Source organism: Pseudomonas phoenicis (assembly GCF_047302395.1).
In the GTDB taxonomy this organism is placed as follows: Bacteria; Pseudomonadota; Gammaproteobacteria; order Pseudomonadales; family Pseudomonadaceae; genus Aquipseudomonas.
In genome coordinates this window covers 3,278,561-3,302,288 of record NZ_CP154852.1, presented here as the reverse complement: position 1 = coordinate 3,302,288, position 23,728 = coordinate 3,278,561, and the positions used below count along the sequence as shown (strand labels likewise).

The following is a 23,728-nucleotide window of genomic DNA, read 5'->3' as shown; positions in this document are numbered from 1 at the left end:
AGCTTATCAGCTCGGCTGGGCGCGGGCCCCCATGCGCTTGGCTTCAGCCGTGCGGGTCGGTGAGCCGGGCGTAGGCCTGCTGGGCTTGTGCATCGCCGGCACGCGCCGCCTGGCGCAGCAGCTCATGACCGATACGGCGGTCACGCGGGTGGCCGCAGTCGCGGCACAGCAGTTGCCCCAAGCGGCTTTGCGCCGCCACGATGCCTTGGCGCGCGGGCTGCTTCAACAGGCGGCCGGCGAAGTGCTTGATAGGGGGTTTGTCACCCAGGCGGGGGCTGTCGAGCAGCCACAATGCCACTTTCAGTGACAAACGCTTGGGTCTTGGCAGGGTTTGAGAAGCGACGCTGGAAACGGTTTTTTCGCGAAACATCATGGGCGCACAACAACAGCGATTTGGAAAAGCGCGCCACTCTACTCCTTTTTGCGACCGATGGCTCGGATGCGACGAGAGCGTTTCGGAAAACAATCGATGATCGTTTCTTGACGTTTTTGCTTCTGGTCCATGCTGCACCCAGTCAATCGCATCGTGGGTGCAGGGCGGGCGACCCTGGGCAAGGTGCCCGTGCTAGAGCAAGCGCTGCCGACAATCCACAGAAGCTGTGGATAACTCGGTGGACAACCCCACTCATCGGCCTGCAAACCCTTATAGAATGGGGCCTCCAGTCAAACTGACGATTTTTTCACCAGTCAAAAATAGTGTTTTTTTTCATTGACTTAAGCAAGCAGTCAAGGCATTGGCGATCGACGATGGCCTGCCTACCTGTGGGAAACCTCTCGCGTTGTCCGTGTGTACAAGTGCTTGACTGCAGCACTGTACGCCCCGCAACAGTGTGCTAAGCAGCTGTCTGGTCGGCTGGGGGTGGCTGGTCGGTCCATGGGTTTGCAGGCATAATGGCCGGCTTGTCCAACGGGTAACAAATAATCCTTGCGTGTCAACGTTCGCTGAGGTAAGGTGCTTTCCGTTAGTACCCAAGCAGAACGTCAATTCCAATCGTCCCGTCCTTGCGATCCCGTCACCACTTTCGACGCTTCGCTGAAACCAGGACCGACGCACTCGATGATTTCCCTCACAGCCCATCGCTGTTGCAGCGCGAATCACCTGATGATTGATCGGGATCTTCACCAGTGGCCTGAACCTTCGCCCTGGCTCGTTGCCCACCTCTCCAAGTACCTACCAGCCAGCCCAGCGCATCACTTATCAGCGCCTTGCTGACTGCTATTTGTTCCAGCCAGGTTTTTCGCCGTTTAATAATGGCGTCACTGGAACGTTTCTATAGTGCACGGATCGAATCCCGTGTCTTGAGCAGGAACCTCAAAAAAATGACGACTCATCATATCCAATCCGCCTTCGGAACCCTTTCCCAGGCCTTTGCACCGCTCACTTGCCTGATCGTGGCACCCCGCAAGGAAAGCTTCAGCTTCACCCTCGTCGACGAGAACGGTATCGCTTGCCATAGCGAACGTCTGTACGTCGAGCAGTACAGCTCTGCTGCCCCGCTGCAGGCGGTCATCGACCGCACTCGCCAATCGCTCACCGCGTGATTGGCGAATACCTGGCCATTCAACCTGTGAATGCCAGCCTTCTCTAACTGCCTGACACCCTCCCGGCTAATCGCCACCCGTCATATCGACCGGTCAGTCAGGCAGTAATCGATTTAAAAACAGCCCTTTACCCCATGATTCTCACACTACACTTCAATTCGAGTGGCGCTTGCCGCTTCCGACGGGCCTGATCCTCCCCTGCTGCCAAGCTCCAGCGCCCGTCGGCCCTTACTCGTTGCGAGGGCATCATGGGTATCGCTGCCAAGGAATTGAGCCAGTACGTCATTCGCCCCACCCTGGTCTATCTCGATCGGCATTGCGCCAGCGCCGAAGCGCTGCTGTTGGGCGTGGCGGCCAGCCAATCGTCCTTGGGCGCGGCATTGCATGATCGCCGCGGGCATGGCCTTTATCGTATCGACGAAAGCCGCCATAACCTTCTATGGGACCACTTCCTCGCACGCGATCCGGATATGGCCAGCCGGGTCCGCGGGCTGGCCAGCCAGCATGCCTTTTTAGGCGGTCCGCACCTGGAGTTGACGGTCAACCTGCGTTACGCGACGGCCATCGCCTGGCTGTTGATCGAACAACGGGCCACTGCATTGCCCGCTGCAGACGACATCATGGGTTTGGCACGCATTTGGCGACAAATTTTTAGCCCCCACGGACGGCTTCGGGATTTCCGAAATGCCTGGGAAAACTGCGTTAATCCCGCTTTTTCGCCCGCTATTTAAGATGCGTCCTACAAACCCACAGGAAAAAGGAAGATTCTGGTCGGATTGTCCTACAAAAACGCACGATTAGCCGCGATAACACAGCTAGCGCGGCGTAGTTTTTGTTGGTAGCGTTTCGCCCCGGAGATCCCAAGGAGTTTTCTAATAATGAAAAAAGTAATGCTCAAAACCTCCCTCAGCATGGCCGTTGCCCTCGCATCGACCCAGCTGTTCGCCGCCGGCTTCGCGCTCAACGAGCAAAGCGTCAGTGGCATGGGGACGGGTTTCGCGGGTCGTTCTTCCGCTGCCGATGACGCCAGCACCGTGTATGGCAACCCTGCCGGCATGTCGCGGCTCAAGCGTCAGCAAGTCACCGTCGGCGGCGCGGCGGTCATCGCCAAAACCGATATCTCTGGGCCAGGCAGCAACCTCGGTGGGGAAACCGATGGGGACATGGTTCCACTGGTCGGCGTACCGATGGGTTACTACGTCAAACCCCTCGACGACAATTGGAGCGTCGGCTTCGGTGTCTATGTGCCCTTCGGCCTGGTCACCGACTACGGTAGCGACGATGCCGCGCGCTACTGGGGCAAGAAAAGCCACGTCGAAGTCATCACCTTCCAGCCTACCGTCAGCTACGCCTTCAACGACAAGGTCTCGATCGGCATCGGCCCCACCTTCAACCGTATTCGCGGCGAACTGGGCTCGAACCTGATCAACCCGGCCAGCCCGGGGCGCAACGACGGCGAAGTGAAGATCAAAGGCGACGATACGGCCGTGGGCTACAACGTCGGCCTGCTGGTCCAGGCCACCGACCGCACCCGTGTCGGCCTGACCTACCACTCCATGGTCGATTACGAGCTCGAAGGCAAGACGCGCGTCAATTCCACCCAGCTCGGGCGCCTCAGCGGCAGCAAGTTCGACGCCTCGCTGAAGATCAAGACGCCCGAGTCGGTCGACCTGTCGGTCACCCACGAGCTGGACGACCAGTGGACCTTGTACGCCGGCAGCACCTGGACACGCTGGAGCCGCCTGAAAGACATCACCGTCGACAACGAGGTGCCACGGCCGCTGGTTGGCTCGGCCTTCCAGACCATCAAGGAAGAGCAGAACTGGCACGACACCTGGGCCCATGCCGTCGGTGCGTCCTACAAGGTCAACAAGCAGTGGACCCTGCGCACCGGCTTCTCCGTGGACCAGTCGCCGACCAACAACCACGACCGTTCGCCGCGCATCCCTACCGGCGACCGCCGCATCTTCAGCCTGGGTGCCGGCTACAGCCCAACCGACGACATGACCATCGATGTGGCTTACTCCTACCTGTGGGAAGAAGACACCAAGGTCAACCAGGCCAGCGCCACCAAGGGCAGATACCAGGCCAAGTACGAGAACAGCGCACATGGTCTGGGCGCATCGCTCACCTACCGCTTCTGATTCACGCTCAATGCAAGATCGAGCCGCCTTCGGGCGGCTTTTTCATGTCTGACGTGGGCAGCTCGAGATCAAGTGCTGCTGCAGGTATTCCAACAGCAGCCTGACCTTATGGGTCATGGCGCTACGGTCGGATACACACAGGTAGATATCCATTGGCTCGGTTTGCGCATACGCCTGGCCGGGTTGCCCGATTTCGAACAACGGCACCAAGCGTCCGGCATCCAGGTGCGGTCGAGCGATGAATTCGGCCAGGCGCGCGATGCCGCCGTCCCGCACGGCCATCTGCGCCAAAGCGTCGATGTCGTCGCTGACCAGCACACGATCGAATTCGGCCTCCAACCGACCCCCGTCACGCACGAACCCCCAGCGCAGGAAGCGCCCGTTTACCGGATAACGGAACGCCAGGCAGCGGTGCTCGCGCAACGCTTCGGGCGTGGCAGGATGGCCGGCTGCAGCCAGATAGCCGGGTGAGGCGCAACAGATGAAAGGAATGCGTGCCAAATGGCGAGCCAGCAGGTGATCGTCCAGTTGCGCATCGATGCGCACACTGACATCGACGCCTTCGCGCTCGTGATCGACTTTGCGGTCGGTCGTCAGCAACTCTATCGAAAGCCGTGGATAGCGCTCGCTGAAGGCAGGTATGAGCGGCGCCAGCACATGTCGGCCGAAAGCCGAAGTCGAGGCGATGCAGAGTCGCCCATGAGGTTCGCTGTCCGGCGTGCTGAGCGCTTCACCGGCCAAGTCCAGCTCCCGCTCGATATGCCGTACACGCTCGTAATACAGCGTCCCGGCTGGGGTCAACGTCATGCTGCGGGTAGTGCGCGACAGCAAACGCGCTTGCAGATGCCGCTCCAGGCGCGCCACCGTCTGGCTCACCGCCGCCGGGCTGACGCCCAGGCTGCGCGCGCCACCGGCGAGGCTGCCCGCTTCGACGACCTTGATGAAACTGCGGATCGCATTGAGCAGGTCCACGGCTGCGCTCCTTGCATTCGTAAGTTCACCTTTATAAAGAACTCACTGGCGCCGGTCTACTCGCGCCCGCGACCCGACGCTAATCTGCCGCCTCCCTGATCTGAAGGAGGTTGCATGAACGAGTGCCAATTCCCCCGCAGCCGCAAACTGCGCGCGACCGCCACGCCCTATGTGTTCGCCCTGTACATGTCGGCCATCATGGCCTTGCTGATGTGCTTCGTGATCACGGCGGCCAACGCCGGCATCGATGAGGCGTATCTGAATAACGTATTGAAGGCCTACCGCCTGGCGATGCCGGTGGCCTTCGTCTGCGTGCTGCTCGTACGCCCCATCGTGCTGCGTCTGGTGGCACTGACCGTGCATCCGCATTGAGCTGCACCCGACGCCGCACGTGGTCCCGGGCAAAGCTCCAGGGCCGCTCAGGGCTTCGAAGCGATGGCCTTGTCGATGGCCGCTTTGAAGGCAGGATCGTCAGGCTTGGTCAGGCTGGAGAACTGCTCGACCACCCGGCCTTTGCGGTCCACCACGTACTTGTAGAAATTCCACTTGGGCGCCGCGCTTTGCCGGCCCAGCTCGGCGAACAGGGGGATGGCGTCGGCGCCACGCACCGGCTGCGCCTTGCTCATGGTGAAGGTCACGCCATAGTTGGCGTAGCACACCTTGGCCGTCTGCGCGCTGTCGGCGTCCTCCTGCTTGAAGTCGTTCGACGGCACGCCCAGCATTTCCAGGCCTTGCCCATGGTATTGCCGATACAGCGCCTCCAGCCCTTCGAACTGCGGAGCAAAGCCGCAGTAACTGGCCGTATTGATCACCACCAAGGGTTTGCCGGCATAGCGCTCGCACAAGTCGATCTGCCCTTTGCCGCGCAATTCCGGCAAGCTGCCTTGCAGCACGGCCGGGCAGTCGGCGGCCCAGGCCGAGCCCGCCGCGGCCCAGGTCAGTAGCGGTATTGCCATCCATCGCATCAGCTTCATGGGTATGTCCTAGCCAGTGATCGAAACCGGCAGAGTAGCGCTCAACACTGCCCCATGCCCAGTTGCATCAACGCCAGCCCGCCTTGCCGCCAGCCCCACCACCCCAGCAGCAACAGCGCCACGACCATCCCCGCACAGACGCCCACCGCCCAGGCCGGCCTCACGACGCCACCTGCAACCGCGCCACCGGCCGCTCGCGCACCGGCCAATTCAGAGCTGCGGCCAACAGGCTGAGCAGGATCGACAGTTGCCAGACCAAGTCGTAGCTACCCGTGCGGTCGTATACCATGCCGCCCAACCAGCCCCCGAGGAAAGCCCCCAACTGGTGCAACAGGAATACGATGCCGCCGAGCATCGACAGATTGCGCACACCGAACAGCGTGGCCACGGTGCCGTTGGTCAGCGGCACCGTGGACAGCCACAACAGACCCATGGCGATGCCGAACATGTAAGCGCTGAGCTCGCTGACCGGCACCCACAGGAACAGCCCGATGACGCCCGCGCGCAACAGATACAGTGCCGTCAGCAGGCGCGGCTTGGACATGCGCCCACCCAGCCAGCCGGCGCTGTAGGTGCCGACGATGTTGAACAACCCCACCAGGGCCAGCACCGTGGTGCCGATCGAAGCCGACAAGTGCTGGTCGACCAGATAGGAAGGCAGGTGCACGCCGATGAACACCACCTGGAACCCACAGACGAAAAAGCCCAGCCCCAATAGCCAGAATCCTGAATGCGAACAGGCCTCGCGCAGCGCCTGGCCCAAGGTCTGCTCCACACCGGTATGGGGCAACGGCCGGTCGCGCAGCATGCCCACCAAGGGCACGATCAACGCCACCAACAGGCCGAGCGTGAGCAGCGCGGCCGACCAGCCCAACCACTGGATCATGCCCAAGGTGCCTGGCAGCATGACGAACTGACCGAACGAGCCTGCCGCACTGGCGATGCCCATGGCCATGCTGCGTTGATCGACCGGCACCGCCCGGCCGACCACGCCCAGAATCACCGAGAACGAGGTGCCGGACAGGCCGATGCCGATCAACAGCCCGGCACTGAGCGATAACGACCAGGGCGAGTCGGCCAGGGCCATCAATATCAACCCCATGCAGTACAGCACGCCGCCGACCGCCACCACGCGCGTAGCGCCGAGCCGATCGGCCAAGGCGCCCGCGAAGGGCTGCGCCAAGCCCCAGACGAGGTTTTGCAGGGCGATGGCCAAGGCGAACACCCCCCTGCCCCAGCCGAAGTCCGCGCTCATCGGCGCGAGGAACAGGCCGAAGCCGTGGCGTACGCCGAGCGACAAGGCGAGGATCAGCGCAGCGCCGAGCAGCACCCAGCCGCTGTTGCGCCAGAGAGCGTTCATTGTCGTTATCTCCTGACAGTGCAATGCCGCGCACTGTCTCACAGGCCGAAAGCGCCTGACAGTGCATGTCAGGAAAATGTGTCGAAATACTACTGGCGCAACCGACGCAGGATCGGTTCGAAGGCCTCGGTCGCCTGACGCGGCAGCGGGTCGGGCTTGCCCTGCTCCATCGCCTGCCAATAGCGCCAAGGCACCTTGGCCTTGCCCAATTCGTAGTCCATGCCGTCCCAGGCATCTTCGCGGAAGCTGTAGAACGCCCAGTGCAAACGGTGCTCGTCGAGTACACCGAGCACATCTTCCAGGTACTGCACGCAGCCGGGCAGGCGCCGCATGCAGCCGAATTCGCCGACCACCAGGCGGCTACGCGGCACGCCCATGGCGTCGGCCCAATGGAGGGGGCGCTCGAGATAGTCACGCACGCGCCTGGCGTCCCAGCGCTGCCAGCGACCGGCGAACGGCGTACCGCCCGGGTAGGCGTAGGGCTGCGCGCGCAGCAGATTGGGCGCGCTGGTCGCGCCGTACGGCTCGTACATGTGCACGCTGTAGAGCGTTCGCGCATCCTCCAACGGCGCCGGCCAATAGCCGAAGGCGTCGGCAGCGGCGTACCAACCGGCGTCGAGCATGACCGGCGTGCCGCCGTCGACTTCGCGGATCGCCGCCACTAACTGCTGGTAGAACGCCGGCAGATCGCGCGTGCCGCCCTGTTGGACGGCGTACCACTGGCGCATGGCCAACGCGTCGGCATGCTCGGGCAAACCGGCCATTTTCTCCGGCGCCGGTTCGTTGATCAGGTTGTAGGCGGCGATGGCAGGATGGGCGTGCAGCGCCTTGGCCAGGTCGCGCCAGAAGGCGGCCGCCTGCATCCAATAGCGGCGTTGCTGCCAGAGCCGGTCGTCGAACGCACCGCCGTTGTTCTGCGACCAGCGCATGCCAGGCAGTGACAGCGGCGCGACGACCACCTTGAGCCCCGCCCGATGAGCGCGGTCGAGCACCTGCACCAGTGTGGCCAGGTCCGCCTCGACCAACCCTTGGTAGTGATCGGCATCGCCCAGGAGAAAGTCGCGCTTGGCCGGCGCCCATTTGTCATAGGACAGGCGCACCCACGTCGCGCCATAGTCGGCCAGGGCGTCGAAATAGGCCTGGTCTGGCGGCAGGCGATTGAAGCTGTTGCCGCCCTTGCGGGGCGCGTCCCAGAAATCGATCAGATCGGCGGCGCAGGCCGAACAGGCCGCCAGGGCCAGCAGGCCGGCGAGTAACCATCGCAGCATGGAGGAAGGCTCGGTCGTTGGAGGGGGCTGAAGCTTAACCAGCCTTCGCGGGGCAGCGCGTCTACAGGGTGTGGATGCGCCGCGCGAGGTGAGTCGCCCAATCCTGTCAGACCTTTCCCAGGACTCAGCCCAAGGCCAGCGCCAGCCCTACGACCACCACCAGTTCCAGCAACTCCAGCAGGGCGCCGGCAGTGTCGCCCGTGGTGCCGCCCAGCCGCTTGCACATGGCCCGGCGCAGCAGATGGAAGGCGCTCAGCACCAGCAACAGGAGCCACACCGCGGTCCAGCCGCCGAGCAGCACGCAGCCGCCGGCGCAGCCCAGCACCACGCGCAAGGCGCGGTCGCGCGGCAGGTGTTCGGCCAAGGCCGCGCCCAGTCCGCCTGCACGCACATAGGGCGTATCGCGCAGCAGCGCCAGCAAGGCCGTGCGCCCGACCACCGGCGCCAGCAGCAACCAGGCGCCGGCGCCCCGTTCGAGCAAGGCCCACAGCGCACAGAACTTGAGCAGCAGCACCAGCATCAGGGTCACCACCGCGATGGGGCCGCTGCGCGGGTCCTTCATGATCTGCAGGGTACGCTCGCGATCGCCGAAGCCGCCCAACCAGGCGTCGGCGCTGTCGGCCAGCCCGTCGAGGTGCAGCGCACCGCTCAAGCCCACCCACAGGCTCAAAAGCAGCGCGGCCTGCAACGGCGTGGGACTGCCGTGCAGCAGCAGGCTGCCGGCCCACAGCAAGGCGCCGAAGAGTAGGCCCACCGCCGGGTACCACAATACCGAGCGACCCAGCTGGGCAGGCGTCGGCATGCCCGGCAGGCTCACCGGCAGGCTGCTGAGAAATTGCAGGGCGATCCACCAAGGCAGCATGTCAGTAAGCTCCTGTCGCGCGATGCCCAAGGTAGCCAGGCTGGGCAAGCGACGACGGCGAAGCCTGCCGCTCACGCCTGCGCCAGGGTAGAGACCACAGCCTTTCGATACGCTTGCAGTACCGCAGCGAAGCAATGGGCATCTCAAGGCATCTCCGTGTCATGGGCATCGTAGCCATCCAGGTCCAGACGCAGCAGCGCACCGTGGCCCACTTCCACTTGCAGCAAGTGCGCGCGCGGCAGGCCGCGGGCCTGGGCCAGCAGCAAGCGCATCACCCCGCCGTGGGTCACCAGCAGCACCCGCTGGCCCCGATGACGCTGACGCGCCTGCCGCAAAGCCTGCTTCACGCGCTCGGCGAAGGCTGCCACCGGTTCGCCACCGGGCGGTGTGTAGGCATAGGGGTCGGACCAGAAACGCCCCAACGCATCGGCATCGGTCTGCATCAACTGCGCCGCGCTGCGCCCTTCCCACTTGCCGAAATGCAACTCCCGCCAGGCCGGGAGGATGTCCAGCGGCAGTTCGAGGCGCTCGGCCAGCCCTTCGGCGAACCGCGCGCAGCGTTGCAAGGGTGAGCTCAGCACTACGTCCCACGGCCCCGCAACGGCGACGGCGGCGTCCATCTGCGCCCAGCCAAGCTCGGTCAGGGCATCGTCCAGGCTGCCGCGCAGGCCGCCGCCCAGTTCGGTCTCGCCGTGGCGCAAGAGGTCGAGGATCATGCCGGACGATCCGCCACGGCGGCTTCGGCGAACGTCGCCATCTGTCCGTGCAGCGCACAGGCCAAGCGCAACAGCGGTACCGCCAGCGCCGCACCGCTGCCCTCGCCCAGGCGCAAGCCCAGTTGCAGCAGCGGTTCGGCCTGCAAGGCCGCCAGCACGCGGGCATGCCCGGGCTCGGCGCCGCTGTGGGCGTAGAGCAACCAGGCCGCACAGTCCGGGTTCAGGCGCACCGCCAGCAGCGCTGCGACGCTACAGATGAAGCCGTCGACCAGGACCGCGATGCCGGCCTGGGCACAGGCCACATAGGCGCCCACCAAGGCGGCGATTTCGAAGCCGCCCACGCAGGCCAGCGCCCGCAGCGGCTCGTCCGCGCGCAGCCCATGCAGGGCCAGGGCCTGCTCGATCACCACCGCCTTGTGCCGCACCCCGTCGGCATCCAGCCCCGTACCCGGGCCGCTCAGGTCGCCCGGCGCGCAGGCCAGCAGCACGCTGGCCACGGCTGCGGCGGCGGTGGTATTGCCAATGCCCATCTCACCGCCGATGAACAAGCGGGCGCAGTTGCGTCGGGCGCCGCTGCGTCCGGCGTCGCCGCACCGGGCGCGCAAAGCGCAGTCGCGACCGGCTTGCAAGGCGCCGTGCAGCTGCGCCTCGTCCATTGCCGGGCCGCGCAGGAAATTACGGGTACCCGCGCCCAGACGCAGGTGGCGCACCCCCGGCAGCGTCAGCTGCGCATCGACGGTACCCAGGTCCAGCACCTCCAGGCTGGCGTCGAGTTGCCGCGCCAGCACGCTGATCGCCGCGCCCCCGGCGACGAAGTTGCCGAGCATCTGCCCGGTCACTGCCTGCGGATAGGCCGACACCCCCTCGGCCACCACGCCGTGGTCGCCGGCGAAGATGCCGATCGCCACCTGATCCAGGCTCGGCCGCTCGCAGCCTTGCAGGCCGGCCAGGCGTATCGCCAGGGTTTCCAGTTGGCCGAGCGAGCCCGCAGGCTTGGTCAGTTGCTGTTGGCGCGCCTGGGCCTGGGCCATGGCAGCGGTATCGACGGGACAGCAAGCGTCTTGCCACCAGAATGAAGTCATAGCGCAGGTCCTTTGAGGGTCAGGGGTAGACCGGCCACGCTCAGCACCACCTGCTGGCAGCGCGCGGCCACCGCTTGGTGCAGGGTGCCGGCCAGGTCGACGTAGCGACGGGTCAGTTCGCCGAGGGGCACCACACCGAGGCCGGTTTCGTTGCTGACCAGGATCACCCGGCCCGGCAACTGCGCCAGGCAGTCGAGCAGCGCCGCGCATTCGGCATCGAGCCGCGCGTCGTTTTCGAGCATCAGCAGGTTGGTGAGCCACAGGGTCAGGCAATCGACCAACAGACAGCGGTCTTCGCCGGCATGGGTGCGCAACACCTCGGCCAGGGCCAGGGGCTCTTCGACCAAGGCCCACTCGCTGGGGCGGCGCTCGCGGTGCAGGCGCACGCGCTCGTGCATCTCGCCGTCGAGCGGTGCGCTGGTGGCGATGTAGGTGACCGCCAGGCCGCTGTCGGCAGCCAGGCCTTCGGCCAGGCGACTCTTGCCCGAACGGGCGCCGCCGAGGATGAAACTGTGCATGGGTTCAGGAGCTTCCTTTGAAGGGACTGAGATCGTCGGTCAGGGCGAGGGCTGAACACCGCTCACCCGACGGGCTGAAAAGACGGCATCGGTTCAGACCACTCCCGTAGGGGGCAGGAGGTCGGTCTTCACGTCTGCCGCCCAAGGGCGCTCGTCCGTACGGGCCGCGCCAGGCACAAAGCCATGCATGAGTTCAGGCCACTCCACACAACCGGCGCAACAGTGCGGTATCCAGATGGCGCTCGACCAGATCGGCCAATCGCTCGATGTCGCGTTCGCGCAGGGCGTGGTAGTCGATCTCCCGCACGGCCTCCAGCCCGGCCCAGCGCAGCAGCGCGGCGCACGACTCGCGGCCCTCGAACAGGCCGTGCAGATAGGTTGCCAGCACCTGCCCGTCGGCGCTCAGGGCACCGTCGCAGCGGCCATCGGCCAGTTGCACCACCGGACGTTCCAGGCCTGGGCCCTGGGTCACGCCGGCGTGGATTTCGTAGCCGGTCACCGGTACCTGGCCCAGGGTCAGTTCGCCCTGCACATTGCGCAACTGCTTCTCCCGCTCCAGCACCGTGGCGTAGTCCAACAGGCCCAGCCCGGCGCTGCTGCCGGCCGGCCCTTCCAGGCCGTGGGGGTCGTGCACGTCATGGCCGAGCATCTGCAAGCCGCCACAAATGCCGATGAGCTTGCCGCCGTAGCGCAGGTGGCGGGCGATGGCGGTGTCCCAACCACCGGCGCGCAACTGCGCAAGATCGCCGCGCACGCTCTTGGAGCCAGGCAGGATGATCAGGTCGGCGGGCGGAATCGCCTGGCCGGGGCCGATGAATTGCATGTCCACCTGCGGGTGCAGGCGCAACGGGTCGAAATCGGTGTGGTTGCTGATGCGCGGCAGCACCGGCACGACCACTTTCAGCACCTGCGCTTCTTTGGCGGTCTGCCGGCGGTCGATGCCGTCCTCGGCTTCCAGGTGCAGGTCGGTGACGAAGGGCAACACCCCCAGCACCGGTTTGCCCGTGCGCGCCTCCAGCCAGTCCAGCCCCGGCTGCAGCAAGGCGATGTCGCCGCGGAAGCGGTTGATGACGAAGCCTTTCACCCGTGCCTGCTCGCTGGGCGAAAGCAGCTCCAGGGTGCCGACCAGGTGGGCGAAGACGCCGCCGCGGTTGATGTCGGCGACCAGAATCACCGGGCAGTCCACCGCTTCGGCGAAACCCATGTTGGCAATGTCGCCAGCGCGCAGGTTGATCTCGGCCGGCGAGCCGGCGCCTTCGACCATCACCACCGGGTACTGCGCCTGCAAGCGCCGATGCGAGGCGAGTACGGCCTCCAGGGCGATGGCCTTGTAGTCGTGGTAGGCCACGGCGTTCATGCTGGCCACGGCGCGACCATGGATGATCACCTGGGCGCCGGTGTCGCTGTTGGGTTTGAGCAGCACCGGGTTCATGTCGGTGTGCGGCACCAGCCGGCAGGCCTGGGCCTGCACCGCCTGGGCACGGCCGATCTCGCCGCCGTCGGCGGTGACGGCGCTGTTGAGGGCCATGTTCTGCGGCTTGAACGGCACCACGGCGTTGCCATGGCGCAGCAGCCAACGGCACAGCGCGGTGACCAGCGTGCTCTTGCCGGCATCGGAGGTGGTGCCTTGCACCATGAGGGTGGTCATGGGTGGTCCTTCTGATAAGCGGCCAGCGCCTGGCCGAGGCGACGCTCGTCGGCGGCAGTGGGCGGCAGGCCCAGGCGCAGGGCGGCGGGCTCGTGGAATAGACGCACGAGAATGCCGCGGCGGGCGAGAAAATCGTGCAACTGCGCCGCCTGCGGCAGGCGCAGGTACTGGAACAGGTCGCAGCCGCCGCTGGGCGCCAAGCCTGCGCCGCTCAGTTGGGCGGCCAGGCGGCGGCTGGCGGCGGCGCAGCGGATGCGTTGCAGGTCGTGGGTGGCGCCGTCGGCCAGGCAGGCCTGGCCCAGCACGCGGGTCGGCCCGGCGATGGTCCATGGCCCCAGGGATTCGGCCAAGCGCTGCAACAGCTCGGCTTCGGCCAGCACGAAGCCCAGGCGCACCCCGGCCAGGCCGAAGAACTTGCCGAACGAACGCAGCACGATCAGGCCTGGGCGCTCGGCGCAGTCGGCCAGGCTCTGGCGCGGATCGTTGTCGATGAAGGCTTCGTCGACCACCAGCCAGCCGCCGCGCGCGGCCAGACGTGCGTGCCAGTCGAGCAAGCGCGCACGGGGCAGCAGCCGACCGGTGGGGTTGTTGGGGTTGACCAGCAGCAGCACATCCAGCCCCTCGAGCGCGGCCTCGACCTGGTCGTCGGCCAGTGCCAGCAATTCGTGCCCGGCGCGTTGCCAGGCATGCGGGTGCTCGGCATAGCACGGGCTCAGCACCCCGACCCGGCTGCGCGCGCGCAGCAACGGCAAGGCCTGGATCGCCGCCTGGGAGCCGGCCACCGGCAACAGCTGCGTGGCACCGTAGTAGGCACGCGCCGCCTGCTCCAGGCCGTCTTCGCTTTCCGGCAGACGCGCCCAGGCCGCGAGGGGAATCTCGGGAATGGGGTACGCCCAGGGCGCGATGCCGCTGGACAGGTCCAGCCAGTCGCCGCGGGCGATGCCGTAGTCGAGGCTGGCGCGCAGCAGCCGTCCGCCGTGTTCAAGCATCCAGATAGGCTCCCAGGCAGATGATCAGCAACCACAGCCACACGCTGCGCTGCACCAGGTCCCAGCCGCGCTCGATGGCGGTGGCGTCGGCACCCTCGCCCGCACCCAGGCGCGCGCGCTCGTGCAGCTCGCCGTGGTACACCGCCGGTCCGCCCAGTTCCACGCCCAAGGCACCGGCCCCGGCGGCCATCACCGGGCCGGCGTTGGGACTGTCCCACAGCGGTGCCTGGCGCTTCCAGCAAGCGAGCGCCAGGCGCGTCTGGCCCAGCAACGCGTAGGTCAGCGCCACCAGCCGCGCGGGTATGTAGTTGAGCACGTCGTCGATCCGCGCTGCGGCCCAGCCGAAGCGCTCGAAGCGTTCGTTGCGGTAGCCCCACATCGCATCGAGGGTATTGCTCAGGCGGTACAGCACCACCCCCGGCGCGCCGGCCACGACGAACCAGAACAAAGTGGCGAACACCGCATCGCTGCCGTTTTCCAGCACCGATTCGGTGGCGGCGCGGGCCACGGCGGGCGCGTCCAGCTCGGCGGTTTCGCGGCTGACCAGATAACCCACGCGGCGCCGCGCTTCGTCCAGATCGCCCTGGCGCAACGCATTGGCCACCGGCAGCACATGCTCGCCCAGGCTGCGCAGGCCCAGCGCGCAGTACAGCGCCAGCACGTCCACCAGCCAGCCGACGATGGGCAGCCACGACAGGATCAGTGCCAGCAGCGTCAGCGGCAGCACGGCAAGGCACCAGGCGCTCACGCCATGGCTGCGCCAACCGCGACCACCGGGGTTGAGCCGTCGCTCCAGGGCGCTCGCCAGGTTGCCGAAGCCGACCAGCGGGTGGCGGCGCGAAGGTTCGCCGAGCAAGGCGTCGAGCGCCACCCCGGCCACGGTCAGCATGGCGACGCTCACGGGCGCTCTCCCCAATGGTTTTCGTACAGCATGTCTTCGAGGGGCCGGGCTTGGGCCCATTGCTCCTGGACCAGCATGGGCGCTGGGTAGAACGCGGTGACCGGCCCCAGGCACAGCACCGCCACGGCCTTGGCGCCGGCCGGCAGACCCAGCAAGTCGCCCAACGCCTGCGGATCGAACAGCGACACCCAGCCCAACCCCAACCCTTCGGCGCGGGCGGCCAGCCACAGGTTCTGGATGGCGCAGGCCAGGGAGGCGAGGTCCATTTCCGGCAAGGTGCGGCGGCCGAAGAGGTGTGCTTCGCGCTGGTCCATCAGTGCTGCGACCAGCACCTCGGCGCAGTCATGGATGCCTTCGACCTTGAGCTGCATGAAGGTGTCGCCGCGCTCGCCCAGCGCCTCGGCGGTGCGCAGACGCTCGGCCTCGACCAATCGATGGATGTCGCTGCGTAGCGCCCGGCGTGTGATGCGAATGAAGCGCCAGGGCTGCATCAGCCCGACGCTCGGCGCCTGGTGCGCGGCGTGCAGCAAGCGTTGCAAGAGGTCCGGCGCCACCTCGCCCCCGGCGAAATGGCGCATGTCGCGACGCTCGCCGATGGCGCGGTAGACCGCAGCCCGTTCGGCTTCGGTGAAAGCATGTTCATTCATGGTCGCAACAGCGCCGCCGCCGCTTCGGGGTCGGAAGGGAAATAGAAGTGCACGTAGGAGGCGGTCGTGCGGCCCAGGCGATACACCGCCTCGTTGCCGCGCCCGCCGTTGGGGCTCAGGCCACGGGCGATGGGCGTCTCGTCGGTGGTGGTCAGCGAGTGGTGGTAGGTGTGCCCGCGCAACGTGCCTTCTGGCAGCGTCACCGATTGCAGGGCCAGGGCCGCGAGGCGCTTCTGCATGGTGGCTTCGCCGTGCAGCAGCCCGACCAGTTCGGCACGCTCGCCGGCGACGTCGGTCAGCGCATCGAGCAGGTAGAGCATGCCGCCGCATTCGGCCAACAGCGGTTTACCGGCCCCATGGTGGGCGCGGATCGCCGCCAGCATCGGCGCGTTGGCGGCCAAGGCGTGGTGATGCAGCTCGGGATAACCGCCGGGCAGGTACAGGCTGTCGACGGCGGGCAGCGCCTGATCGTGCAGGGGCGAGAAAAAATGCAGGGTCGCGCCCTGGGCGCGCAGCAGGTCGAGGTTGGCGCCGTAGGCGAAGGCGAAGGCCTCGTCGCGGGCGATGCCGATGTGCACGCCTTGCAGGGCTGGGCGCACCTCGACCGGTTGCGGCGCGTCGAAGCCCACCGGAGGCGGCAAGGCGGCGTCACAGCTTTCGCCAAGCGCCTGCGCGGCGGCGTCCAGGCGCGCGTCCAGGTCATTGAGTTCGCTGGCCTGGACCAGCCCCAGGTGGCGGCTGGGCAGTTCGATGCCGCGCTCGCGCGACAGCCCGCCGTACCAGCGCAACCCCTCGCTCAAGCTGCCTTCGAGCAATTGCGCATGGCGCAGGCTGCCGACCCGGTTGGCCAGCACCCCGGCGAACGGCAGGTCGGGCTGGTAGCGCGCCAGGCCCAGGGCCAGGGCACCGAAGGTCTGGGCCATGGCCGTGCCGTCGATCACCGCCAGCACCGGGACGCCGAAATGCCGCGCCAGGTCGGCGCTCGACGGCGTACCGTCGAACAGGCCCATGACCCCTTCGATGAGGATCAGGTCGGCCTCGGCCGCGGCCTGCCAAAGCAGCCGCCGGCTTTCGGCCTCGCCGATCATCCACATGTCCAGTTGGTACACCGGCGCGCCGCTGGCGCGTTCGAGGATCATGGGGTCGAGAAAGTCCGGCCCGCACTTGAACACGCGCACCCGCCGTCCAAGGTTGCGGTGCAGGCGTGCCAGGGCGGCGGTGACGGTGGTCTTGCCCTGCCCGGAGGCGGGCGCTGCGATCAGCACCGCCGGGCAGTGTCGGCGTTCGCTCACAGTTCCACGCCCTTCTGCGCGCGGATGCCGGCCTGGAAGGCGTGCTTGACCACACCCATCTCGGTCACGGTGTCGGCCAGTTCGACCAGTTCGGGCTTGGCGCCGCGGCCGGTGACGATCACATGCTGCATGGGCGGGCGCGCCTGCAGGTCGGTCAGCACCTGGTCGAGGTCCAGGTAGCCGTGCTTGAGGGCGATGTTCAGTTCGTCAAGCACGACGAACTCCACGGCCGGGTCTTGCAGCAGTTGTCGCGACACGGCCCAGGCCGCTTCGGCGGCGGCGATGTCGCGCTGGCGGTCCTGGGTTTCCCAGGTGAAGCCTTCGCCCATCACGTGGTAGCTGACCTGCTCGGGGAAGCGCCGGAAGAACAGTTCCTCACCGGTGCTGTTGCGACCTTTGATGAACTGCACCACACCGCAGCGCATGCCATGGCCCATGGCGCGGGCGAGCATGCCGAAGGCCGAGCTGCTCTTGCCCTTGCCGTTGCCGGTCAGCACCAGCAGCAGGCCGCATTCGTTGGGGGAATTGGCGATGCGGTCGTCCATCAGCGCTTTCTTGCGCTGCATGCGGGCCAGGTGGCGTTCGTCGCGCTCGGGGGATTCGTTCATGGGGGTCTCCGCAGGCCACGGCGCCCGAACAGGCACCGGTGGGTCGATAAGGCAGGCAGACACGGAGGCGCGCAGCAGCCACGGCCTTACGCCACGGAGCACCGCGCATCACCCTCCGTGATACCGATATAAGACTGTGACAGGCCGGTCTCCGGGCTTGCGAGCGGGGCTTTGGCCCTCGGGCGGCGTGCCGCTCACCAGAGGATGACCCTTCTGGCCGTGCGCATCGCTCGACTCACCTACCGTTGCGGGGGCAGCGCCGGAATCGCACCGCTGTGGCGCCCACCGGCTTCCCAGTTTCACCCCGGTGGAAGCGTGTCCACGGGGCACCTGAAACGAACGGCGAAGGTTAGAGGGTTGCACCGGGAGCGTCAATGTGGATGGCGGGAATGGGTGGGGTAGCTGTGCATGACGACTGGAAAGCGCCTTCGACTGCAGCTCGCCCACTCCCTTGGCAGAACGCCACTAGGGCTACCGGGGCCGCTTTGCGGTCCATCGCGAGTGAACTCGCTCCAGTACGGCCTCTCTCAATCTTGTCGATGGTTCCCATTTGCGGAGGATGCCTGCATGGCCCGGATGCGTGTCGGTTTGCTGATTGCCTTGACCACAAGCCTGGTGGCCTGTGGCGAGTCCGCCCGTTTGCAGGTCTCCGACGGCATGGGCCCGGCGCCCGAGCTGCCGGCGCCGAACAAGACGCTCATTCCCACGGTGAACATCGCCCCGGCCATCGGTTGGCCGGACGGTGGCAAACCGATCGCCGCCAAGGGCACGCAGGTCAAAGCCTTCGCCGAGGGGCTGGACCACCCACGTTGGCTGTACGTGCTGCCTAACGGCGACGTGCTGGTGGCCGAAACCAACGCCCCGCCCAAGCCCGACGACAGCAAGGGCGTCAAGGGCTGGATCGCGGAGAAGGTGATGAAACGCGCGGGCGCCGGCGTGTCCAGCGCCAATCGCATCACGCTGCTGCGCGATGCCGACCACGATGGCGTCGCCGAGCTACGTGTGCCGTTCATCGAAAACCTCAATTCACCTTTCGGCATGGCGCTGGTGGGCAACACCTTGTACGTCGCCGATACCGACAAGCTGCTGCGTTTCGCCTACACCGAAGGCGCCATGCAGTTGCGCGATCCAGGGCAGAAAGTGGTCGACTTGCCGGGCGGCCCGCTCAACCACCACTGGACCAAGAACGTCATCGCCAGCCGGGACGGCAGCAAGCTGTACGTGACGGTCGGCTCCAACAGCAACGTCGGCGAAAACGGGCTGGAGCAGGAACGCGGCCGCGCCGCCATTTGGGAAGTGGACCCGGCCAACGGCCAGCAGCGCCTGTTCGCCAGCGGCCTGCGCAACCCCAACGGTCTGGCGTGGGAGCCGCACAGCGGCGCCCTGTGGACGGCGGTGAACGAACGCGACGAGATCGGCAGCGACCTGGTGCCCGACTACATCACCTCGGTCAAGGACGGCGGCTTCTATGGCTGGCCCTACAGCTATTACGGCCAGCATGTGGATGCGCGCGTCGACCCGCAAGATCCGGCCAAGGTCGCCAGCGCCTTGGTGCCGGATTTCGCCGTCGGCCCGCACACCGCTTCGCTGGGTCTGACCTTCATCGAACCCGGCACCTTGCCGGCGCCCTTCAGCCAAGGCGCCTTGATCGGCCAGCATGGCTCGTGGAACCGCAAACCGCTCAGCGGCTACAAGGTGCTGTTCGTGCCGTTCGACGACAGCGGCAAGCCCAGTGGGCAGCCGTTGGACTTGCTGGGGGGCTTCGTCAATGACGAGGGCAAGGCGATGGGGCGGCCAGTGGGGGTGGTGGGCGATGGGCGCGGGGGCGTGCTGGTGGCGGACGATGTGGGGAATGTGGTTTGGCGGGTGACGAAGGCTGGGCAGTGAGCCGATCGATTAGAGCGAGCGCAGTTTCCAGTGGATCAGGCTAGGACCGCTGAGCGGTCCAGCCTAGGCTCATCGTGTTCTACGGATTCTGCGCCAAATGCCCCGCCGGAATGATCCGCTTGGCTTGCAGATAGGCCTTGGCCCAATAGCTGTTCGACAGGTAATCCAAGCGCACCGTACCGCCCGTGCGCGGCGCATGCACGAAACGCCCTTCCCCGACATATATCCCGGCATGGCTGACCTGCGAGCCGCCGCCAGTGGCAAAGAACACGATGTCGCCCGACTGCAGCGCGTTGATGTTCACACTGGGTGCGCGCATGACGATCATTTCCCGTGTCGAGCGCGGCAGGCTGATGCCGGCGGCATCGTTGTACACGTATTTGATCAGGCCACTGCAATCGAATCCGGAATCCGGCGTATTGCCGCCCCAGCGGTAAGGCGTGCCCACCAGGCCGATGGCGCGGAACAGCACGTCCGAGGCCACGGGGGAGAAACTCGGCTGGGTGTTGAACGTCATTTGCGGCTTGATCACCGGCGCAGGCGCCGGGGCTGGAGCCTGGCTGGAGCAGGCACCCAGCAGTGCAACGGACATCAGGAAAGCGAAGCGCGCCATTGTCGTCATGGTCGGAACGTCCTGTAGGAAACCGATCGGCCATAGCCGGAAAGAGTTGAGAAATTAGATTAGACGCTTTCTGTAAATGCACACGGCGATTAGCTTTTCAGCTAATCGCCGTGTGTACCGACAACACCCCGCAACGATTAGTTGCGTGCGATATTGGTCGGCGCCATGGCCAAAGCGCGCTTGGCCTGCATGAAGGTCTTGCTCCAGTAGCGATCGCCCAGGCTGTCGATGCGCACACCGCCACTGCGGCGGCTGCTGGAGTGGATGAACTGGTTGTCACCCAGGTAGATGCCGGCGTGGCTGACACGGCCACGACCGTTGGTGCTGAAGAACAGCAAGTCGCCCGGCTTGAGCTTGTTGCGAGCGACTTTCGGCGCGTCGACGTTGATCATTTCGCGGGTCGAGCGCGGCAGTGACATGCCCGCCTCTTCGCGGAACAGGTAGCCGATGAAGCCGCTGCAATCGAAGCCCGATTGCTCGGAGGTGCCGCCGAACCGGTAGCGCGTACCGATCAGCTCCTTGCCGCGCTCCAGAATGCTGTCGGCCAGCACGGGCAACTTGTAGGGCTGGGCGCTGGAAAAGACGGGATGTTGTTCTTCGTCGAGGGCCAGGTCTTGTTCGGTGAAGACGGAAGAGGCCGATGGCTTGGCCTTGATCGAAACCTGGGAGGCGACGTGTGGTTGAACCTGAGGCTGGGAAACGGTGCCGGGTTGAGTGGCACAGCCAAAAAGCAGGGTCACCAGTGCGAGAGGCACGAGGGGTGCGAAGCGAGTAAGCATGGGCACGACCGTGGCGAGTAAGTGGTTTTGGAAGGGGGAGACTATGCCGTCACCTGTAACCATTTGCAAATTTAATCGAAAAAAATGTGACTTTTCGTTTTTGCAGTGATCCAAGGCAGCGCTTGGGCAGTTACCAGCCCAAGGTTTCCTTCAAAAACGGGATGGTCAGCTTGCGCTGCGCTTGCAGCGAGGCCTGGTCGAGGCGCTCCAGCAGATCGAACAAGGCGCTCATGCTGCGCGTGCCACGGGTGAGGATGAAATGGCCCACTTCGTCGGTCATCTGCAAACCGCGGCGCGAAGCACGCAGTTGCAGGGCGCGCAGCTTGTCTTCGTCGGAAAGCCCACGCATCTGGAAGATCAGCGCCAGGGTCAGCCGGGACTTGAGGTCCGGCAGGCGTATGGGCAGTTCACGGGGCGAGCTGGAAGCGGCCAACAGCAAGCGTCGACCGCTGTCGCGCAGGCGATTGAACAGATGGAACATGGCCTCTTCCCAATCGGCCTTGCCGGCGATGACGTGCAGGTCGTCGATGCACACCAGCTCGAACTGTTCCAAGTGATCGAGCAGCTCGATGCCGCGGTCGAGCAGCTGCGCCAGAGGCAGATAGACCGCAGGTTCGCCCAACTGCTGGAAGCGATGCGTGGCCGCCTGCAACAGGTGCGAACGCCCTACGCCCTGTTTGCCCCACAGGTAGATCAGGCTTTCCGTCCAGCCGGCGTCGGCCTCGCAGAGCCGCTCGACGTAGCCCAGCGCCGCAGCGTTGGCGCCGGGGTAATAGTTGATGAAGGTGGCGTCGTCGCGAAGGCGCACACCCAGGGGCAACTGGATCGGTTTCATGCTGGCGGCGGTCACGAGAACCCAGGGGCCTTAGGTGAAAAGACGGCAAAGTCTATACCCGCCGTGCAGGGCGCACAATCGCGCTGCCGGGCAGCGGTAGGAAAATCAACGGCTTGCGATTTGCCAGGCGTGTGGCATTGGCCGTGCGCTTCTATCTATGGAGGCTTTGCTTGCATACCGCACAGTCAGCTGTTTTTGCCCATTTAGCGCCCTGCCCGTCGGCCTGAGGATGGCCGCTGCGTGGCAAGCCTGATAAAATCGCGCGCCTTCGCAGACCGCTGACGTCTCCGGCAGCCGGCCGCCACCGCCGGTCTTGCCCGTCAGGGTCGTTTTCCCGAATCCCTCCCCGTTAAAGGCCTGGATCAATGAGCAAGCAACCCTCCCTGAGCTACAAGGACGCCGGTGTAGACATCGACGCCGGCGAAGCACTGGTCGAACGCATCAAGGGCGTGGCCAAGCGCACCGCACGCCCTGAAGTCATGGGTGGCCTGGGCGGCTTCGGCGCCCTCTGCGAGATCCCGGCCGGCTACAAACAGCCTGTGCTGGTCTCCGGCACCGACGGCGTCGGCACCAAGCTGCGCCTGGCGCTGAACCTGAACAAGCACGACAGCATCGGCCAGGACCTGGTCGCCATGTGCGTCAACGACCTGGTGGTCTGTGGCGCCGAGCCGCTGTTCTTCCTCGACTACTACGCCACCGGCAAACTCAACGTCGACGTGGCCGCCACCGTGGTCACCGGCATCGGTGCCGGCTGCGAACTGGCCGGCTGCTCGCTGGTCGGCGGTGAAACCGCTGAAATGCCCGGCATGTACGAAGGCGAAGACTACGACCTGGCCGGCTTCTGCGTGGGCGTTGTGGAAAAGGCCGAGATCATCGACGGTTCCAAAGTCGCGACAGGCGACGCGCTGATCGCGCTGCCGTCTTCCGGCCCGCACTCCAACGGCTACTCGCTGATCCGCAAGATCCTCGAAGTGTCCGGCACCGACATCGACGCCACCCAACTGGACGGTACGCCACTGGCCGACCTGCTGATGGCGCCGACGCGCATCTACGTCAAGCCCCTGCTGCAACTGATCAAGCAGACCGGCGCGGTCAAGGCCATGGCCCACATCACCGGTGGCGGCCTGCTCGACAACATCCCGCGCGTACTGCCCAAGAACGCCCAGGCCGTGGTCGACGTGGCCAGCTGGCAGCGCCCGGCGGTGTTCGATTTCCTGCAGGAAAAAGGCAACGTTGACGAACACGAAATGCACCGCGTGCTCAACTGCGGCGTGGGCATGGTCATCTGCGTGGCGCAAGAGCACGTCGATGCAGCCCTCGCTTCGCTGCGCGACGCCGGTGAGCAGCCTTGGGTGATCGGCCGTATCGAGCAGGCCGCCGAAGGCGCCGCACAGGTGGTGTTGCACAACGTCAAGGCACACTGATGCCCGAGGCTTTCTGCAACGTGGTGGTGTTGCTGTCGGGTTCCGGCAGCAACTTGCAAGCCCTGATCGACAGCAGCCGCGACGCGCACAACCGGGTGCGCGTGTGCGGCGTGATCGCCAACCGCGCCGATGCCTATGGCCTGCAACGGGCCAAGGCTGCCGGGATTCCCACGGCACTGTTGGAACATACCGGTTTCGACGGGCGCGAAGCCTTCGACGCGGCGCTGATGGCGCTGGTCGACGGCTTCGAACCCGACCTGGTGATCCTCGCCGGCTTCATGCGCATCCTCAGTGGCGATTTCGTTCGCCACTACCAAGGGCGTCTGCTGAACATCCATCCCTCCCTGCTACCACGCTACAAGGGCCTGCACACGCATCAGCGCGCCCTTGAAGCGGGCGATGCCGAGCACGGCTGCAGCGTGCACTTCGTCACCGAGGAACTCGATGGTGGGCCGTTGGTCGTACAGGCAGTGATTCCCGTTGAACCTGGCGACACCGCGCAGAGCCTGGCTCAGCGTGTGCACCACCAGGAACACCAGATCTACCCGCTGGCCGTGCGCTGGTTCGCCGAAGGGCGCTTGCGCCTTGGCGACCGGGGTGCGTTACTCGATGGCTCGCCGCTGCCGGCCAGCGGTCACCTGATCCGACTTTAGGAGAA

The 23,728-nt window shown here is 65.8% G+C and carries 25 protein-coding genes, 1 pseudogene and 1 riboswitch; of the genes and pseudogenes, 7 read left to right on the top strand and 19 right to left on the bottom strand.

Annotated elements, in window-relative coordinates:
• Positions 1 to 61: 61 nt before the first annotated feature.
• Positions 62 to 373 (bottom strand): annotated as a pseudogene (locus AA0Z93_RS14850) (sel1 repeat family protein); the annotation flags it as partial.
• 947 nt (positions 374 to 1,320) lie between these two features.
• Here AA0Z93_RS14850 and AA0Z93_RS14845 point away from each other — a divergent pair.
• The 3 genes from AA0Z93_RS14845 (at position 1,321) to AA0Z93_RS14835 (ending at position 3,686) form a co-directional block, all read left to right on the top strand.
• A complete protein-coding gene (locus AA0Z93_RS14845) occupies positions 1,321 to 1,542 on the top strand; it encodes a hypothetical protein (RefSeq protein WP_313739486.1) in 222 nt (73 codons plus the stop codon).
• A gap of 248 nt (positions 1,543 to 1,790) precedes the next feature.
• Positions 1,791 to 2,273, top strand: coding sequence for a hypothetical protein (locus AA0Z93_RS14840; protein WP_413048147.1), 483 nt, complete (start codon positions 1,791 to 1,793; stop codon positions 2,271 to 2,273).
• A 147-nt stretch (positions 2,274 to 2,420) separates the two neighbouring features.
• Positions 2,421 to 3,686 (top strand): OmpP1/FadL family transporter, encoded by a 1,266-nt coding sequence (locus tag AA0Z93_RS14835; protein ID WP_413048148.1) that lies wholly within the window; start codon positions 2,421 to 2,423, stop codon positions 3,684 to 3,686.
• A gap of 42 nt (positions 3,687 to 3,728) precedes the next feature.
• Here the strand turns inward: AA0Z93_RS14835 and AA0Z93_RS14830 are convergent, their stop codons facing one another.
• On the bottom strand, positions 3,729 to 4,658 hold the full coding sequence (locus tag AA0Z93_RS14830) for a LysR family transcriptional regulator (RefSeq protein ID WP_413048149.1): 930 nt from the start codon (positions 4,656 to 4,658) through the stop codon (positions 3,729 to 3,731).
• Positions 4,659 to 4,772: 114 nt separating this feature from the next.
• Here AA0Z93_RS14830 and AA0Z93_RS14825 point away from each other — a divergent pair, with 114 nt between their 5' ends.
• Positions 4,773 to 5,030, top strand: a complete 258-nt coding sequence (locus AA0Z93_RS14825; protein WP_413048150.1) for a DUF2798 domain-containing protein — start codon at positions 4,773 to 4,775, stop codon at positions 5,028 to 5,030.
• Between the two features lie 47 nt (positions 5,031 to 5,077).
• On the opposite strand, the gene AA0Z93_RS14820 is transcribed toward AA0Z93_RS14825, so the two are convergent.
• The 14 genes from AA0Z93_RS14820 to cobO all read right to left on the bottom strand — a co-directional run bounded on the left by AA0Z93_RS14820 (position 5,078) and on the right by cobO (position 17,523).
• Positions 5,078 to 5,623 carry a glutathione peroxidase gene (locus AA0Z93_RS14820; RefSeq protein WP_413048425.1) on the bottom strand — a complete coding sequence of 182 codons (546 nt, stop codon included), beginning with the start codon at positions 5,621 to 5,623 and terminating at the stop codon, positions 5,078 to 5,080.
• A 50-nt stretch (positions 5,624 to 5,673) separates the two neighbouring features.
• Positions 5,674 to 5,796, bottom strand: coding sequence for a hypothetical protein (locus AA0Z93_RS14815; RefSeq protein WP_413048433.1), 123 nt, complete (start codon positions 5,794 to 5,796; stop codon positions 5,674 to 5,676).
• Positions 5,793 to 6,992: an MFS transporter gene (locus AA0Z93_RS14810; protein ID WP_413048151.1), complete on the bottom strand. Its 1,200-nt coding sequence runs from the start codon at positions 6,990 to 6,992 to the stop codon at positions 5,793 to 5,795. Before AA0Z93_RS14810 ends, AA0Z93_RS14815 begins: the two co-directional genes overlap by 4 nt.
• A gap of 89 nt (positions 6,993 to 7,081) precedes the next feature.
• Positions 7,082 to 8,194 carry a glycoside hydrolase family 5 protein gene (locus AA0Z93_RS14805; protein WP_413048426.1) on the bottom strand — a complete coding sequence of 371 codons (1,113 nt, stop codon included), beginning with the start codon at positions 8,192 to 8,194 and terminating at the stop codon, positions 7,082 to 7,084.
• Between the two features lie 190 nt (positions 8,195 to 8,384).
• Positions 8,385 to 9,122, bottom strand: a complete 738-nt coding sequence (locus tag AA0Z93_RS14800; RefSeq protein WP_413048152.1) for an adenosylcobinamide-GDP ribazoletransferase — start codon at positions 9,120 to 9,122, stop codon at positions 8,385 to 8,387.
• A gap of 143 nt (positions 9,123 to 9,265) precedes the next feature.
• A complete protein-coding gene (locus AA0Z93_RS14795; protein WP_413048153.1) occupies positions 9,266 to 9,838 on the bottom strand; it encodes a histidine phosphatase family protein in 573 nt (190 codons plus the stop codon).
• On the bottom strand, positions 9,835 to 10,920 hold the full coding sequence (gene cobT / locus AA0Z93_RS14790) for a nicotinate-nucleotide--dimethylbenzimidazole phosphoribosyltransferase (protein WP_413048154.1): 1,086 nt from the start codon (positions 10,918 to 10,920) through the stop codon (positions 9,835 to 9,837). The genes AA0Z93_RS14795 and cobT overlap by 4 nt, the downstream gene beginning before the upstream one ends.
• A complete protein-coding gene (gene cobU / locus AA0Z93_RS14785) occupies positions 10,917 to 11,438 on the bottom strand; it encodes a bifunctional adenosylcobinamide kinase/adenosylcobinamide-phosphate guanylyltransferase (RefSeq protein ID WP_413048155.1) in 522 nt (173 codons plus the stop codon). The genes cobT and cobU overlap by 4 nt, the downstream gene beginning before the upstream one ends.
• 193 nt (positions 11,439 to 11,631) lie before the next feature.
• On the bottom strand, positions 11,632 to 13,086 hold the full coding sequence (locus AA0Z93_RS14780; RefSeq protein ID WP_413048156.1) for a cobyric acid synthase: 1,455 nt from the start codon (positions 13,084 to 13,086) through the stop codon (positions 11,632 to 11,634).
• On the bottom strand, positions 13,083 to 14,075 hold the full coding sequence (gene cobD, locus AA0Z93_RS14775; protein WP_413048157.1) for a threonine-phosphate decarboxylase CobD: 993 nt from the start codon (positions 14,073 to 14,075) through the stop codon (positions 13,083 to 13,085). The genes AA0Z93_RS14780 and cobD overlap by 4 nt, the downstream gene beginning before the upstream one ends.
• The gene (gene cbiB / locus AA0Z93_RS14770) at positions 14,068 to 14,976 is read right to left on the bottom strand and encodes an adenosylcobinamide-phosphate synthase CbiB (protein WP_413048158.1); all 909 of its coding nucleotides are present in this window, start codon (positions 14,974 to 14,976) and stop codon (positions 14,068 to 14,070) included. The genes cobD and cbiB overlap by 8 nt, the downstream gene beginning before the upstream one ends.
• Positions 14,973 to 15,623 carry a 5,6-dimethylbenzimidazole synthase gene (gene bluB, locus AA0Z93_RS14765; protein WP_413048159.1) on the bottom strand — a complete coding sequence of 217 codons (651 nt, stop codon included), beginning with the start codon at positions 15,621 to 15,623 and terminating at the stop codon, positions 14,973 to 14,975. Before bluB ends, cbiB begins: the two co-directional genes overlap by 4 nt.
• A complete protein-coding gene (locus AA0Z93_RS14760) occupies positions 15,620 to 16,915 on the bottom strand; it encodes a cobyrinate a,c-diamide synthase (protein ID WP_413048160.1) in 1,296 nt (431 codons plus the stop codon). Before AA0Z93_RS14760 ends, bluB begins: the two co-directional genes overlap by 4 nt.
• The gene (gene cobO, locus AA0Z93_RS14755) at positions 16,912 to 17,523 is read right to left on the bottom strand and encodes a cob(I)yrinic acid a,c-diamide adenosyltransferase (protein ID WP_296268886.1); all 612 of its coding nucleotides are present in this window, start codon (positions 17,521 to 17,523) and stop codon (positions 16,912 to 16,914) included. Before cobO ends, AA0Z93_RS14760 begins: the two co-directional genes overlap by 4 nt.
• A gap of 124 nt (positions 17,524 to 17,647) precedes the next feature.
• Positions 17,648 to 17,872: riboswitch (cobalamin riboswitch) on the bottom strand.
• 227 nt (positions 17,873 to 18,099) lie between these two features.
• Between cobO and AA0Z93_RS14750 the strand changes: the two genes are divergently transcribed.
• The gene (locus AA0Z93_RS14750; protein WP_413048427.1) at positions 18,100 to 19,410 is read left to right on the top strand and encodes a PQQ-dependent sugar dehydrogenase; all 1,311 of its coding nucleotides are present in this window, start codon (positions 18,100 to 18,102) and stop codon (positions 19,408 to 19,410) included.
• 79 nt (positions 19,411 to 19,489) lie between these two features.
• On the opposite strand, the gene AA0Z93_RS14745 is transcribed toward AA0Z93_RS14750, so the two are convergent.
• From AA0Z93_RS14745 to hda, 3 genes are all read right to left on the bottom strand, one after another.
• Positions 19,490 to 20,032 (bottom strand): C40 family peptidase, encoded by a 543-nt coding sequence (locus AA0Z93_RS14745; protein ID WP_413048161.1) that lies wholly within the window; start codon positions 20,030 to 20,032, stop codon positions 19,490 to 19,492.
• A gap of 137 nt (positions 20,033 to 20,169) precedes the next feature.
• Entirely contained in the window at positions 20,170 to 20,811 is a 642-nt protein-coding gene (locus AA0Z93_RS14740) for a C40 family peptidase (RefSeq protein WP_296268889.1), read from the bottom strand.
• 130 nt (positions 20,812 to 20,941) lie between these two features.
• Positions 20,942 to 21,646: a DnaA regulatory inactivator Hda gene (gene hda / locus AA0Z93_RS14735; RefSeq protein WP_296269031.1), complete on the bottom strand. Its 705-nt coding sequence runs from the start codon at positions 21,644 to 21,646 to the stop codon at positions 20,942 to 20,944.
• A gap of 365 nt (positions 21,647 to 22,011) precedes the next feature.
• On the opposite strand from hda, the gene purM reads away from it, so the two are divergent.
• Both purM and purN read left to right on the top strand, forming a co-directional pair.
• The gene (purM, locus tag AA0Z93_RS14730) at positions 22,012 to 23,070 is read left to right on the top strand and encodes a phosphoribosylformylglycinamidine cyclo-ligase (RefSeq protein ID WP_314490819.1); all 1,059 of its coding nucleotides are present in this window, start codon (positions 22,012 to 22,014) and stop codon (positions 23,068 to 23,070) included.
• A complete protein-coding gene (purN, locus tag AA0Z93_RS14725; protein ID WP_413048162.1) occupies positions 23,070 to 23,723 on the top strand; it encodes a phosphoribosylglycinamide formyltransferase in 654 nt (217 codons plus the stop codon). Before purM ends, purN begins: the two co-directional genes overlap by 1 nt.
• The last annotated feature ends 5 nt before the right edge of the window (positions 23,724 to 23,728 follow it).

Bases quoted from the DNA above. Each gene is read 5' to 3' on its own strand.
- AA0Z93_RS14820 (WP_413048425.1), bottom strand. From the start codon at position 5,623: ATGCGATGGATGGCAATACCGCTACTGACCTGGGCCGCGGCGGGCTCG.
- AA0Z93_RS14810 (WP_413048151.1), bottom strand. From the start codon at position 6,992: ATGAACGCTCTCTGGCGCAACAGCGGCTGGGTGCTGCTCGGCGCTGCG.
- AA0Z93_RS14835 (WP_413048148.1), top strand. From the start codon at position 2,421: ATGAAAAAAGTAATGCTCAAAACCTCCCTCAGCATGGCCGTTGCCCTC.
- AA0Z93_RS14740 (WP_296268889.1), bottom strand. From the start codon at position 20,811: ATGCTTACTCGCTTCGCACCCCTCGTGCCTCTCGCACTGGTGACCCTG.
- AA0Z93_RS14795 (WP_413048153.1), bottom strand. From the start codon at position 9,838: ATGATCCTCGACCTCTTGCGCCACGGCGAGACCGAACTGGGCGGCGGC.
- AA0Z93_RS14745 (WP_413048161.1), bottom strand. From the start codon at position 20,032: ATGACGACAATGGCGCGCTTCGCTTTCCTGATGTCCGTTGCACTGCTG.
- cobO (WP_296268886.1), bottom strand. From the start codon at position 17,523: ATGAACGAATCCCCCGAGCGCGACGAACGCCACCTGGCCCGCATGCAG.
- purN (WP_413048162.1), top strand. From the start codon at position 23,070: ATGCCCGAGGCTTTCTGCAACGTGGTGGTGTTGCTGTCGGGTTCCGGC.
- hda (WP_296269031.1), bottom strand. From the start codon at position 21,646: ATGAAACCGATCCAGTTGCCCCTGGGTGTGCGCCTTCGCGACGACGCC.
- bluB (WP_413048159.1), bottom strand. From the start codon at position 15,623: ATGAATGAACATGCTTTCACCGAAGCCGAACGGGCTGCGGTCTACCGC.
- AA0Z93_RS14780 (WP_413048156.1), bottom strand. From the start codon at position 13,086: ATGACCACCCTCATGGTGCAAGGCACCACCTCCGATGCCGGCAAGAGC.
- cobU (WP_413048155.1), bottom strand. From the start codon at position 11,438: ATGCACAGTTTCATCCTCGGCGGCGCCCGTTCGGGCAAGAGTCGCCTG.
- purM (WP_314490819.1), top strand. From the start codon at position 22,012: ATGAGCAAGCAACCCTCCCTGAGCTACAAGGACGCCGGTGTAGACATC.
- cobD (WP_413048157.1), bottom strand. From the start codon at position 14,075: ATGCTTGAACACGGCGGACGGCTGCTGCGCGCCAGCCTCGACTACGGC.
- AA0Z93_RS14840 (WP_413048147.1), top strand. From the start codon at position 1,791: ATGGGTATCGCTGCCAAGGAATTGAGCCAGTACGTCATTCGCCCCACC.
- cobT (WP_413048154.1), bottom strand. From the start codon at position 10,920: ATGACTTCATTCTGGTGGCAAGACGCTTGCTGTCCCGTCGATACCGCT.
- AA0Z93_RS14800 (WP_413048152.1), bottom strand. From the start codon at position 9,122: ATGCTGCCTTGGTGGATCGCCCTGCAATTTCTCAGCAGCCTGCCGGTG.
- AA0Z93_RS14825 (WP_413048150.1), top strand. From the start codon at position 4,773: ATGAACGAGTGCCAATTCCCCCGCAGCCGCAAACTGCGCGCGACCGCC.
- AA0Z93_RS14845 (WP_313739486.1), top strand. From the start codon at position 1,321: ATGACGACTCATCATATCCAATCCGCCTTCGGAACCCTTTCCCAGGCC.
- AA0Z93_RS14750 (WP_413048427.1), top strand. From the start codon at position 18,100: ATGCGTGTCGGTTTGCTGATTGCCTTGACCACAAGCCTGGTGGCCTGT.